The following is a 12,229-nucleotide window of genomic DNA, read 5'->3' as shown; positions in this document are numbered from 1 at the left end:
CTCTGCAGATCTCCACACTGGGGTCCCAGGTGAGCGGGATTTCGGAGCGCACGTGGACCAGACGAACCACTCGGTGATCGTGGACGAGCGCGTCGTGGTGAAGTGGCTCACCCCTCCCGCGCCGCTGCCGCATCCCACCCCCGACATCCTCGCCCATCTGGTTGAGGCCGGATTCAACGACACCGCCCCTCCTTACGCGGCTCTGACCGGCGTGGTGGACGGCCGCGAACACCTCCTCGCCCTGGTGACCGGTTACCTGCCGGACGCCAGGGACGGCTGGGAGTGGTGCGTGGACGAGGCCGTCGCCGGCACCACCGCGTTCGCCGCCGCCGTCGGCCGCCTCACCGCCGACCTCCACCTCGCCCTCTCCACCCTCCCCCACTCCCCTGCGACGGCACCGGCGGAGGGGACCGCCACGGGGCTGCCGGCCCCGCTCGGGGCGAGGCTCGCGGAGCGGGCGGAGGCGGCGCTGTCCGAGGCGCTGGCGGTGACCGACGGCGAGGACGGGATCTGGCTTGCCGAGCGGGCCGAGGTCATGCGGCAGGAGTTGGACGCCCTGACCGCACCCGTCACCACGCCGCTGATCAGGATTCACGGGGACCTGCACGTCGGGCAGATCCTCCAGTGGCGCGACGGCTATGCGGTCATCGACTTCGACGGCAACCCCACCGTGTCCGACGCCGACCCCCGCCAGCCGGCCGCCCGCGACGTGGCGCAGCTCACCACCAGTCTGGAACACGTGGCCCAGGTCGCGATCAAGCGCCGCGGCGCCCCTCCTGACCAGGCCGCCGCGTGGGCCCGCCGCGCCCGCGCCGAGCTGCTCGCCGCCTACCGCGACCGGCTGGCCGCGCGGCACCGGCCCGACCTGCTGGACGAGGGGCTGATCCGGCCGTTCGAGGTGGAGCAGGAGTGCCGCGAGCTGATCTACGCCGCCCGCCATCTCCCCCGCTGGCGCTACGCCCCCATGGGCGTCCTGCACACCTGGTACGACGCCCGAAAGACGTCCGCAGCCACCCCCGCGGCGACCTCCGTGCCGAACCCGGCGCGGAAACCTGAGGAGAACATCGCGTGAAATCCGAGCTCTACCTGACCGACCTGGAGTCCAAGCCGCAGGCGCTGGCCGACCTGGCCGCCGCGCTCAGGACGGCCGACCCCTGGGCCGGGCTGCCGCGGGGCGTCGACCGGGTGCTGTTCCTCGGCATGGGCAGCTCCCGTTACGCGGCGGGCGTGGCCGCACGACGCCTGCGCGCCGCCGGGGTGTCCGCCTTCGCCGAGTACGCCTCCGCCGCCACCGCGCTCCCACCGGCCAAGGGCACCCTGGTCGTGCCGATCTCGGCCACCGGCGGCAGCCGCGAGACGCTCGACGCGATCGGGGCGTACACGGGCGGCCCCTCCTTCGTCGCGGCGCTCACCAACCAGCCGGGCTCCCCGATCACGCGGGGCGCCGACCTGGTGGTGGAGATGCGGGCGGGCGAGGAGCGCGGCGGCGTCGCCTGCCGTACGTTCCAGCACACGCTGGCCCTGCTGCTCGCCCTGGAGAGCCGGCTCACCGGCCGCGCGCACGACCTGCCCGCCCTGGTCGAGCGGGCCGCCGAGGCCACCGCCGACCTGCTGGAGCGCAGGGACGAGTGGCTGCCACTGACCATGGAGCTGCTCGACGGCCCGCACGGCGTCTACACGATCGCCCCCGCCGAACGCCTGTCGTCGGCCGAGCAGTCGGCGCTGATGCTGAGGGAGGGCCCGCGCCGCCCGGCCGACGCCTGCGAGAGCGGCGACTGGTCGCACGTGGACGTCTACCTCACCAAGACGCTCGACTACCGCGCCCTGCTCTTCCCCGGTTCCCGCTACGACGAGCAGGCCATGGACTGGGTACGCGAGCGCGGCTCGACGGTGGTCACCGTGGGCGGCGAGGTGAAGGACGCCGCCACGGCCATCCGCTACGTCCACGACGACGACCCCGACGTCGCGCTGCTCACGGAGACGCTGGTGGCCGAGCTGGTGGCGGCCTACTGGTGGTCGGCGCATTGACGCGCTCCCCGGCGTGAACGCCGGGGATTCAGCCTGTGCCGTGTGGTGTCACGCGGCACTTCTGTGGCTTCCTGTTTCATCGACCGTGCCCCCGCGCTCGCCCCGGGGAGCGGGCGGAGGGGTCTTACCGGTCTCCGCAGGCGTTTTCCGTCTCCGCTTCCCGCCCATCTCAGGCACGGGTTTCCGTCCAGCGGCGACGATCCGGCGCCCTTCGGCCCGGATGTTGATCTCGGCGTTGACATCCCGGTCGTGGGTGACCCCACACGGGCAGGTCCACCGTCGTACGGCCAGCGGCATCTGCCCGGCCAGCGCCCCGCAGGCCGAACAGAGCCTGGAGGAGGGGAAGAACCTGCCGATCTTCACGAACGTCCGGCCGTACAGCTTCGCCTTGTACTCCACCATGCCGATGAACGACGCCCAGCCCGCATCATGCACGCTCTTGGCCAGCTGAGTGCGTGCCAGCCCCTTGACCGCCAGGTCCTCCACATAGATCGCTTGATTTTCGCGGATCAGCTTCGTGGACAACTGGTGGTGGAACTCGCGCCGCGCGTCGGCGACCTTGACATGCCGGCGGGCGAGCTTCGTCCGGGCCTTGGCCCGGTTCTTGCTGCCCTTCTCCTTACGCGACAGGGCCTTTTGCGCCCGCTTGAGTTTCTTCTCCGCTCGGCGCAGGAACCGCGGGCTGTCGATCTTTCGTCCGCCCGACAACACCGCGAAGTGCGTCAGGCCGAGATCGATCCCGGTCTCGGCCCCGGTCCCGGTTTCGGTCTCGGTCTGAGGCAAGGAGGTTTCGGCGGCTTCGATGACAAACGAGGCGAAATACCTCCCGGCCGCGTCCTTGACCACGGTGACCGAAGAGGGCTCGGACGGCAGAGTCCGTGACCAGCGCACCACCACATCGCCGATCTTCGGCAGCCGCAACCTGCCGGCCGCGGTGATGGCGAAACGAGCGTTACGGGTGAAGCGGATCGCCTGCCGGTTGTCCTTGCGGGACCGGAAACGCGGCGGCCCCAGCATGGGCCCCTTGCGGGTCCCGGCCCTGGAGGCGAAGAAGTTCCGGAACGCCGCACAGGCGTCGGCCAGGGCCTGCTGGAGCACCACCGCCGACACCTTGCCCAGCCAGGAGCGTTGCGGTGTCTGCTTCGCCTGGGTGATCACCAGGCGGGACAGTTCCGTGTCGGTGAGGAACGGCAAGCCCTGCTGGTGGGCATGGTTGCGTCGTGCGATCGCGTCGTTGAACACCACCCGGGCGCATCCGAACGCCCGCGCGAGCTCGATGCGCTGGCCGGGGGTCGGATCGATCCGGAAGGAGTACCGCAACTGCACACGATCATCTTACAGTTGGGCTATGGCCGATCACAGCGATATCAGGACCGGCAGGCATTGCGTTTTCATGCTGCACGCACATTTGGTTTTCGTGACGAAATTCCGGCATCGGGTGTTCACCGGCAAGCACCTGACCCGGCTGCAAGAGATCATGAGATCCGTGTGCGCCGACTTCGAAACCGAGCTGCGCGAGTTCAACGGCGAGGACAACCACGTCCACCTGCTGGTCGACTTCCCACCCAAGGTGGCCCTGTCCAAGCTGGTCAACAGCCTCAAGGGCGTGTCCTCGCGCCGGATGCGTCAGGAATTCCCCGAACTGGCCCGCCACTACTACCGGGCGAACAAGCTGTGGTCGGGCTCCTACTTCGCCGGCTCGGTGGGCGGCGCTCCGATCAGTGTCCTGCGCCAGTACATCGAGCAACAGAACCGGCCCGTCTGAGCTGGGTGGACACCGTTTCGCCCGGCGGCGAAACGGCTGTTCTCGCCCCGCTACGCGGGCTGGCCGGCTTCACCCCCGGCCTGAACGCCGGAGCACCGCCGACGATTCCGGTAGCGGGGCCTCATGCCGACCGTACGGTGAGCGCGTGCTCCACCAGCGTGATCAGCGTGTGCTTGACCGCGGGCCGGGCCCGCGCGTCCGTCCGCACGATCGGCACGTGCCCGGAGATCGTCAGCGCCTCCCGCACCTCGTGCTCGGCGTGCGGGAACTCGCCGTCCCAGCCGTTCAGCCCGATGATGAACGGGATGCCGGAGTTCTCGAAGTAGTCGACGGCGGGGAAGCTGTCGGCCAGCCGCCGCGAGTCGACCAGCACGACGGCCCCGATCGCGCCGCGCACGAGGTCGTCCCACATGAACCAGAACCGGTGCTGCCCCGGCGTGCCGAACAAATAGAGAATGAGGTCCTGGGCCAGCGAGAGCCGGCCGAAGTCCATCGCGACGGTCGTGGTCGTCTTGCCCGGCGTGTGGCCGAGGTCGTCGATGCCGGTCGAGGCGTCCGTCATCACGGCCTCGGTCGTGAGCGGCATGATCTCCGACACCGCGCCGACGAACGTGGTCTTGCCCACGCCGAATCCGCCCGCCACGACGATCTTGGTGGAGGTGAGCCGGCTAGAGCCTTCGAAGTCCACTGAGCACCCTTTCGAGCAGGCCCCTGTCCGGCAGGCCCGCCTCAAGCTGAGGCTGGTACACCTTGACCAGCCCGTCCGCCTCCATGTCGGCGACCAGCACCCGCGCCACCCCGAGGGGCACGCTGAGCAGCGCCGAGATCTCCGCCACCGAGCGCACCTGGCGGCACAGCTCGCTGATGGCACGGTACTCCCGCGTGTACGTCATGCCCAGCTGCGCCGAGGTGGCCGACGACACGAGGGCCTCCATGGCGAGGTTCGTCCGTGGCGTGGTGCGGCCGCCGGTGACGGCGTACATGCGGACGAGCGAACTGCGTTCGGGCTCCTCTTCCCCGTTGTGCCACGATGCCAAGGTTCACTCCCATCACCAGGGGCGCACGGAGGACAGCTCCGCTCGCACGGCAGGAGTGAGCACCTGCCCCGCGCGCTCGACCAGGATCGTCATCTGGTAGGCGACCAGGCCCATGTCGCAGTCGGGCGCGGCCAGCACCGCGAGGCAGGATCCGTCGCTGATCGCCATCACCAGCAGCAGACCGCGTTGCATCTCCACGAGGGTCTGAGTGACCTCGCCACCGCCGAACACCCGCGCCGACCCCGCCGTCAGGCTCACCAGTCCGGCCGCGATGGCGGCGAGCTGGTCGGCGCGATCCTGGGGGAAGCCCCTGGAGTAGGCCATGGGGAGCCCGTCGGCCGAGACCACCACCGCGTGCGCCACGCCGGGGATCTCTTCGACGAAGGCGGTGACCAGCCAGTTGACGTCTCTGGCGGCCTGGCTCAGCTCCTTCATGCGTCCTCCTCGAGCTCGGCGCGTCCCTTGCGTACGCCCTGCTGGTAGCTGGCGAGCCGGCTGCGCAGTCGGTCAGGGGACACCGGAGGAGCGGGAACGGGCGGAGGTTGCGGGTTCGCGGTCCCCGGTACCAGGTTCGCGCGCGGGGTCCGCTTCGGCAAGCCGGAGTTCGTGGTGCCGTTCCTGGCCGGCTCGGCGGCGGCGCCCGCGGCCTGCCAGCCCTGGTCGGCGGGGGACGACCAGGACGGGTCGCGGTGGTCGGCGGTGGGCGCCGACCCGCTGAACCAGCTGCTCACCTCGACGGCAGGCTCCTGAGCTGGTGGTTCCTGCGGCGGGGCGATGCCCAGCTCGGCGGCGGGCGCGCTCAGCGGGTCGGGGAAGGACGTCACCGGCTCCGGCGCCGCCTGCTCCACCGAGTCCTGCTCCACCGAGTGCGAGTGGGTGTGGGTGACGCTGAACCACGACGAGTCGGCCGCGTCCTGGCTCGCGGGGGGAGGGGCGTTGTAGGACGGGACGCTCTCGTACGGCGGCGGGGCCACGGTGTCGAAGGACGGATGTCCGCCGGAGAACGGCGGCATGGACCGGGGAGCAGGAGCCGCATGCGCCGGGGCGTGCGTCGGCGGCGCGTTCGCCGGCCCGTGGGTCGGCCCGTGGGTCGGCCCGTGGGCCGGCTCGCTGGTCGGACGGGGTGCCCGGTGCCGCTGTCCCGCTCCCGGCACCGGCCCCGGCACGCCGGTGAGCAGCGCGGGCGGGACCAGCACCATGGCGGTCAGCCCGCCGATGTCCTGCCGCCGCAGCTGCACCCTTATGGTGTGCCGCAGCGCCAGCCGGCCGACCACGAACAGGCCCATCCGCCGCGACACCGACACGTCCACGACGGGCGGGTTGGCCAGGCGCCAGTTGGCCTCGGCCAGCTCGTCGGGCGTCATGCCGATGCCGTGGTCGGTGACCGACAGCAGCAGGCTGCCGCCGTCGATGCGGCTGCTGGAGATGATGACCTTGGTGTCGCGGGAGGAGAACGACACGGCGTTCTCGACCAGCTCCGCGAGCAGGTGCACCACGTCGGTGACGGCCTGCCCGGCGATGGCGACGTCCGACTGGACCTGGATGCTGACCCGGTCGTAGCTCTCGACCTCGCCCAGCGCGGCCCGGACGATGTCCATCAGCTCGACCGGCTCCGTCCACTTGCGCGCGGCCTCCTGGCCGGCGAGGACGAGCAGGTTCTCGCTGTTGCGCCGCATGCGGGTGGCGAGGTGGTCGAGCTTGAACAGGTCGCCGAGCCTGGCGTCGTCGCGCTCGCCGCGCTCCAGCTTCTCGATCAGCGTGAGCTGCCGTTCGACCAGGGTCTGGCTGCGCCTGGACAGGTTGACGAACATGGCGTTGACGTTGGAGCGCAGCTTGGCCTCGTCGCCGGCCAGCCGCACGGCCTCGCGGTGCACCTCGTCGAAGGCCCGCGCGACCTCGCCCACCTCGTCCTTGGTGAAGATGCCGATGGGCGGCACCTCGGCGTTCACCGCGCCGTCGCGGGACTCGCGCAGGTGCTGGACGAAGTCGGGCAGCCGCCTGCCGGCGATCTCCAGGGCCTCGCCGCGCAGGCGGCGCAGGGGGCGTACGAGGGAGCGCGCCACCCCGGTCGTGATCAGCAGCACGGCCACGAGCAGGGCGAGCACGGCGGCGGCGGTGATGACGGCGCGCTGCCGCTCGTCGGAGCTGAGCGCCTCGCTGCGCTGCACGATGCCCCCGGCCTGGCGCTGCTCGACCTTGCGCATGGAGTCGACGACCACGCTCGCCGCGTCGAACCACTCCTTGGCGTCGTCCTTCCTGGCGAGGTCGAGGCCGCGCAGCGGCAGCCCGGTGGTGGCCCTGATGAGCACCAGCTCGCGCAGGAACAGCATGCGGTCGGCGGAGCGGCCGTTGACGGTCTCGTCGAACAGGCGGCGCTCCTCCGCGGTGGCCTCGGCGGCGAAGCCCCTGCGCTCGTTGGCCTCCCTGGACTGCTCGCCGAGCAGCCGCTTGAGCGATTCCGGCTCGAACGCGCCCTCGACCAGCGCCACGATGACGAGGGCCTGCTGGTACGACACGCTCTCCTTGGCGCGCGCGAGCGCGTCGAGCATGCGCGTCTGGCGGAACAGCTCGTCGTCCACGCTGCCCTTGACCAGCTCGTTGTGCACCGACAGCAGGCCGTTGACGATCACGGTGTAGAGCTCGACGGCCGGTCCTGGCAGCAGGTTGGCGTCGAGGGCCTGGCGGCGCAGGGAGGTCAGGTCGTTGAGCCGGTTGAGCAGGTTCTCCAGCTGGTCGGCGGTGCGGCCGGTGGCGTCGGCGAGCAGGGCCCTGGCGACGTCGCGTACCTGCTTGGCGGACAGGTCGACCTGCGCCATGTGGGACTGCACCTCGGCGAAGGCGTCGGCGGGCCGGTCGCGGGCGATGTACCAGGCGGTTCTGGCGCGCTCGGTGGAGACGAGGTGGGTGAACTCGCCGAGTTCGGCGGACAGTCGGGCGAACTGGTTCGTCCTGGCGTAGTCGGAGGCGGCGGAGGTCGAGTTGAGCACCTGGACGCCGCCGAGCAGGACGGCGGCGGCGGTCGGTACCAGGATGAGGGCCACGAGCCGCGCGCGGACACGCCAATTGCGCAGCCGCCAGCCACCCTCGCTGGCCTGCCTGACGCCCACCTGTGTACTCACCGAACGCACCTCGTCGAATCGGCCTATATGCGGGCCGTGTGCCCTGGGGAAATCAGCAAGTGCCGGGTAATTGGAACACATCGCATGGCTTGTGGCCAAGCGAACATAACGCGACAAATGATGGTCTGCGTGACTCATGAGGATAGAAGCTGGCGCTCCATGCGGGAAGTGCTCCCGGCACGAAATAAACCTACAACACGATAAATGTCCTCCTATGGGCGATTTGCTCGTTCCAATCGCGTAACACGACCGGCGCGCAGTGATCTCCGGAAGGTCACGCCGTTGAGAATCACGCTATTCACCACATATGTTGAGCCACGTCAAACGAGGAGGCGAGGGTGGGAGATTCTCCCGGCAACGCGGCAATCACCGTTGCGGGCCTTTGGAAGATCTTCGGGCCGAAGGCGCAAAAGGTGCTGGACAGTGATGACAGACATCTGGACCCAGCCGCGCTCAGGGAGAAGACCGGCTGCACCGCCGCCGTCCGCGACGTGAGCTTCGAGGTACGCCCCGGCGAGGTCTTCGTCGTCATGGGCCTGTCGGGCAGCGGCAAGTCCACCCTCGTCCGCTGCCTCACCAGGCTCATCGAGCCCTCCGCCGGCCAGGTGACGATCGCCGGCGAGGACATCGGCGCCGCCTCCCCCGCCCGCCTGCGCGAGATCCGCCGCCACCAGGTCAGCATGGTCTTCCAGCACTTCGGCCTGCTGCCGCACCGCAAGGTCATCGACAACGTGGCGTACGGGCTGGAGATCCAGGGCGCCGCGAAGGCCGACAGGCACGCGCGGGCCGCCGAGATCCTCTCGCTCGTCGGCCTCGACGGCTACGCCGACGCCTACCCCGACCAGCTCTCCGGCGGCATGCAGCAGCGTGTCGGGCTGGCCAGGGCGCTGGCCGTGGAGCCCCAGGTGATGCTGTTCGACGAGCCGTTCAGCGCGCTCGACCCGCTGATCAGGCGCGACATGCAGGCCGAGGTGATCAGGCTGCACCGCGAGGTCGGCAAGACCATGGTCTTCATCACACACGACCTGTCGGAGGCGCTCAAGCTCGGCGAGCGCATCGCGATCATGCGGGCGGGCTCGATCGTGCAGCTCGGCACGGCGGAGGAGCTCGTGGGCGCGCCGGCCGACGACTACGTGGCCGACTTCGTCCGCGACGTGCCGCGCAGCCACGTGCTGACCCTGCGCTGGATCTGCCGCGACCCCGAGCCGGGCGAGCCGCTCGACGGCCCCGAGCTTCCCGTCACCACCGTCATCAAGGACGCCATCGGCGTCGCGTCGGGCTCCTCCCGCCCGATCAAGGTCGTGGACGGCGACGAGCTGGTCGGGGTCGTGGACCGGGTCGACTTACTGGGCTTCCTGGCCGGTCAGGACCCCGCCGTGAAGGCGTCGGCATGAGCAGCACGGCCGTCACCACGCCCTCCAGGCTCGGCCTGCCGAGGTGGGCGGCCCCCGCCGGGGTGGCGGTGCTGTTCGTGGCGGCGTACCTGGTCTTCCGTGGCTCGGGGACGCTGCCGCACGACAAGGAGGCGCCGCAGTTCCTCGCGGTGACCGAGCTGCGCGAGTGGATCGACGACCACCGCAACGACAACCCGCTCTTCCTGTACTTCCTCAACTACATCAGGCTCTTCGTGGGCCAGCTCTACTCCCTGTTCCAGACCACCCTGTACGCGCTCGGCTGGCCTGGCATCACCGGCGTCATGGGCGCCCTGGCCTGGCTGGCGGGCGGCTGGCGGATCGCGCTGCTCGCGGTCGGCGGGGTGAGCGCGTTCGGCGTGCTGGGGCTGTGGGAGTCGAGCGTCGACACGCTGGCCCTGGTCGGGGTGGCGGTGCTGCTGTCGCTGGCGATCGGGATCCCGATCGGGGTGTGGGCGGGCCTGTCCGCGCGGACGCGGCGGGCGATCACGCCCGTGCTCGACGTCATGCAGATCATGCCGACGTTCGCCTATCTGGCGCCGCTCGCGCTGTTCTTCCACATCGGGGCGCCCGCGGGCGCCATCGCCACGATGATCTACGCGATCCCGCCCGCCATCCGCATCACCGCGCTGGCGATCTCGTCGGTCTCCCCCACGGCGGTCGAGGCGTCCACCTCGCTGGGCGCCACCAGGCGGCAGACGCTGTTCAAGGTCTATCTGCCGCTGGCCCGCTCCACGATGGCGCTGGCCATCAACCAGACCATCATGATGGCGCTGTCAATGGTGGTCATCGCGAACCTGATCTCGGCGCCCGGCCTGGGTGGCGACATCATCCGCGGCCTGTCGAGGGCGCAGGTCGGCATCATGCTCCCGGCCGGCGTGGCCATCGTGATCATGGCGGTGATGCTGGACCGGATGATGATGGCGGTCGCCCGCCGCGACGCGCACGCCAAGCTGCGCAGGACCGACCTCGTCGGCGCGGGCGTGCTGGGCGTCGCCGGGCTCGCGCTCATCCCCGTGCTGCCGCCGATCTGGCCCGAGAGCCTGACGGTGAACGTCGTGGCCGAGGTCAACGCGGCCGTGAGCTGGGCCGAGACGAGCTGGTACCCGGTCACCACGTTCATCAAGGACGTCACCTCGCACGCGCTGCTCAACCCGCTGGAGTCGCTGCTCACCGCCGCGCCGTGGTGGCTGGTCGCGCTCGCGGTGCTGAGCCTCGCCTGGCGGGTCAGCGGCACGCGCCCGGCGCTCATCGCGCTGGCCTGCCTGCTCGGCATCGCGCTGCTCGGCGTGTGGGAGCACACCATGCAGACGATGACCACGGTCGCCGTCGCGGTGCTGGTCACGCTGCTCATCGGGCTGCTGCTCGGCGTGGCGGCGGCCCGCTCGCCGTGCTACTCCGCCATCCAGCGCCCGCTGCTGGACGCCGCCCAGACCATGCCCGCGTTCGTGTACCTGCTGCCGGCGCTCGCGTTGTTCGGCACCACCCGGTTCACCGCGATCTTCGCGTCCATCATCTACGCGGTGCCGCCGGTGGTGCGCCTGGTCGAGGACGGCATCAAGGGCGTGCCCGCCACCGTCGTCGAGGCCGCCGCCTCGGCCGGCTCCACCTCCGGCCAGCTGCTGTGGAAGGTGCAGCTGCCGATGGCCAGGCGCGCCATCCTGCTCGCGGCCAACCAGGGCATCGTGATGACGCTGGCCATGGTCGTCGTCGGCGGTCTGGTCGGGGCGGGGGCCCTCGGCTACGACGTGGTCGCCGGTTTCTCCCAGCGGACCGACTTCGGCATGGGCTTCGTGGCCGGCATCGCGACCGTGCTGCTCGGCGTCATGCTCGACCGCATCACGCAGGGCGCCGACACCAGGCGCCCGTCCCCCCGAAAGAGGAAGTTCACATGAAGATTCGCCTGCTCGCAGGCCTGCTCGCCGTGGGGCTGGCCGCCGGTTGCGGCGGGGCCACCGTGGAGACCTCACCCAGCGCCTCCGCCCCGGCGGCCGGGGCCAGCGCCTCCGGCGGGTCCGCCGGGACCGTGAAGATCGCCATCAACCCCTGGGTCGGGTACGAGGCCAGCGCGAACGTCGTGGCGTACCTGCTGAAGAACGAGCTGAACTACGAGGTGGAGCTGCCCGAGATCAAGGAGCAGCTGGCCTGGGAGGGCTTCGAGACCGGCGACGTCGACGTCATCATCGAGAACTGGGGTCACCCCGACCTGAAGAAGCAGTTCATCGAGGAGAAGAAGACCGCGCAGGAGGCCGGCTCGACCGGCAACAAGGGCGTCATCGGCTGGTACATCCCCAAGTGGATGGCCGACGAGCACCCCGGCATCACCGACTACAAGAACCTCAACAAGTACGCCGACCTGTTCAAGACCTCCGAGTCGGGCGACAAGGGCCAGCTGCTGTTCGGCGACCCCTCGTACGTCAGCAACGAGGATGCGCTGATCAAGAACCTCAAGCTCGACTACAAGGTCGTGGTCGGCGGCAGCGAGGCGGCCCTGATCAAGAGCGCCCAGCAGGCGCAGGAGCAGAAGAAGCCGCTGCTGTTCTACTTCTGGGACCCGCACTGGCTGTTCAGCAAGACCGAGCTGGTCCGGGTGAACCTGCCGCCGTACACCGAGGGCTGCGACGCCGACCCGAAGAAGGTGGCCTGCGACTACCCGGAGATGGACCTCGACAAGATCGTCAGTACGAAGTTCGCGCAGTCCGGCGGCAAGGCGTACGAGCTGATCAAGAACTTCTCCTGGACCAACGAGGACCAGAACGCCGTGGCCGACGACATGACCAACGGTGGCATGACCGGCGAGGAAGCCGCCAAGAAGTGGGTCGAGGCCAACCCCGCCAAGTGGCAGGCCTGGATCCCCCAGTGACCCCC

Annotated in this window: 11 protein-coding genes; 6 read left to right on the top strand and 5 right to left on the bottom strand. The window is 70.1% G+C overall.

From position 1 onward, the window contains the following. The first annotated feature begins 52 nt into the window (after positions 1-52). Together AB0K28_RS48500 and AB0K28_RS48495 are read left to right on the top strand one after the other, a co-directional pair. Positions 53-1,072, top strand: coding sequence for a hypothetical protein (locus AB0K28_RS48500; RefSeq protein WP_364384584.1), 1,020 nt, complete (start codon positions 53-55; stop codon positions 1,070-1,072). Then, positions 1,069-2,028 (top strand): SIS domain-containing protein, encoded by a 960-nt coding sequence (locus AB0K28_RS48495; protein ID WP_364384581.1) that lies wholly within the window; start codon positions 1,069-1,071, stop codon positions 2,026-2,028. The genes AB0K28_RS48500 and AB0K28_RS48495 overlap by 4 nt, the downstream gene beginning before the upstream one ends. A gap of 48 nt (positions 2,029-2,076) precedes the next feature. Here AB0K28_RS48495 and AB0K28_RS48490 read toward each other — a convergent pair whose 3' ends face one another. Next, on the bottom strand, positions 2,077-3,354 hold the full coding sequence (locus tag AB0K28_RS48490) for a transposase (protein ID WP_364384578.1): 1,278 nt from the start codon (positions 3,352-3,354) through the stop codon (positions 2,077-2,079). A 22-nt stretch (positions 3,355-3,376) separates the two neighbouring features. Between AB0K28_RS48490 and tnpA the strand changes: the two genes are divergently transcribed. After that, on the top strand, positions 3,377-3,793 hold the full coding sequence (gene tnpA / locus AB0K28_RS48485) for an IS200/IS605 family transposase (RefSeq protein ID WP_364384575.1): 417 nt from the start codon (positions 3,377-3,379) through the stop codon (positions 3,791-3,793). Positions 3,794-3,914: 121 nt separating this feature from the next. On the opposite strand, the gene AB0K28_RS48480 is transcribed toward tnpA, so the two are convergent. The 4 genes from AB0K28_RS48480 to AB0K28_RS48465 form a co-directional block, all read right to left on the bottom strand. Next, the gene (locus tag AB0K28_RS48480; protein WP_345397895.1) at positions 3,915-4,481 is read right to left on the bottom strand and encodes an ATP/GTP-binding protein; all 567 of its coding nucleotides are present in this window, start codon (positions 4,479-4,481) and stop codon (positions 3,915-3,917) included. Continuing rightward, complete coding sequence (locus tag AB0K28_RS48475) at positions 4,462-4,776, bottom strand: DUF742 domain-containing protein (protein WP_345409593.1); 315 nt, start codon at positions 4,774-4,776, stop codon at positions 4,462-4,464. Before AB0K28_RS48475 ends, AB0K28_RS48480 begins: the two co-directional genes overlap by 20 nt. Positions 4,777-4,842: 66 nt before the next feature. Further along, positions 4,843-5,265 carry a roadblock/LC7 domain-containing protein gene (locus AB0K28_RS48470; RefSeq protein ID WP_345397892.1) on the bottom strand — a complete coding sequence of 141 codons (423 nt, stop codon included), beginning with the start codon at positions 5,263-5,265 and terminating at the stop codon, positions 4,843-4,845. Beyond that, the gene (locus AB0K28_RS48465) at positions 5,262-7,949 is read right to left on the bottom strand and encodes a nitrate- and nitrite sensing domain-containing protein (protein WP_364384570.1); all 2,688 of its coding nucleotides are present in this window, start codon (positions 7,947-7,949) and stop codon (positions 5,262-5,264) included. The genes AB0K28_RS48470 and AB0K28_RS48465 overlap by 4 nt, the downstream gene beginning before the upstream one ends. Before the next feature lie 338 nt (positions 7,950-8,287). On the opposite strand from AB0K28_RS48465, the gene AB0K28_RS48460 reads away from it, so the two are divergent. Genes AB0K28_RS48460 through AB0K28_RS48450 form a run of 3 tightly spaced genes read left to right on the top strand, consistent with a single transcriptional unit; the run spans position 8,288 to position 12,224 of the window. Next, the gene (locus AB0K28_RS48460) at positions 8,288-9,343 is read left to right on the top strand and encodes a glycine betaine/L-proline ABC transporter ATP-binding protein (RefSeq protein WP_364384567.1); all 1,056 of its coding nucleotides are present in this window, start codon (positions 8,288-8,290) and stop codon (positions 9,341-9,343) included. After that, positions 9,340-11,256: an ABC transporter permease subunit gene (locus AB0K28_RS48455; protein ID WP_364384564.1), complete on the top strand. Its 1,917-nt coding sequence runs from the start codon at positions 9,340-9,342 to the stop codon at positions 11,254-11,256. Before AB0K28_RS48460 ends, AB0K28_RS48455 begins: the two co-directional genes overlap by 4 nt. Next, positions 11,253-12,224, top strand: a complete 972-nt coding sequence (locus AB0K28_RS48450) for an ABC transporter substrate-binding protein (protein ID WP_364384561.1) — start codon at positions 11,253-11,255, stop codon at positions 12,222-12,224. Before AB0K28_RS48455 ends, AB0K28_RS48450 begins: the two co-directional genes overlap by 4 nt. Positions 12,225-12,229: the final 5 nt, after the last annotated feature.

Origin of the sequence: Nonomuraea sp. NPDC049504, assembly GCF_040676845.1 — a bacterium.
GTDB classification, from domain to species: Bacteria; Actinomycetota; Actinomycetes; order Streptosporangiales; family Streptosporangiaceae; genus Nonomuraea; species Nonomuraea salmonea.
The sequence above is the reverse complement of the archived record's forward strand: the minus strand, read 5'-3'. Positions and strand labels throughout refer to the sequence as shown.

Coding starts and splice junctions, on each gene's coding strand:
- tnpA (WP_364384575.1), top strand. CDS start 3,377: ATGGCCGATCACAGCGATATCAGGACCGGCAGGCATTGCGTTTTCATG.
- AB0K28_RS48450 (WP_364384561.1), top strand. CDS start 11,253: ATGAAGATTCGCCTGCTCGCAGGCCTGCTCGCCGTGGGGCTGGCCGCC.
- AB0K28_RS48455 (WP_364384564.1), top strand. CDS start 9,340: ATGAGCAGCACGGCCGTCACCACGCCCTCCAGGCTCGGCCTGCCGAGG.
- AB0K28_RS48475 (WP_345409593.1), bottom strand. CDS start 4,776: ATGTACGCCGTCACCGGCGGCCGCACCACGCCACGGACGAACCTCGCC.
- AB0K28_RS48470 (WP_345397892.1), bottom strand. CDS start 5,265: ATGAAGGAGCTGAGCCAGGCCGCCAGAGACGTCAACTGGCTGGTCACC.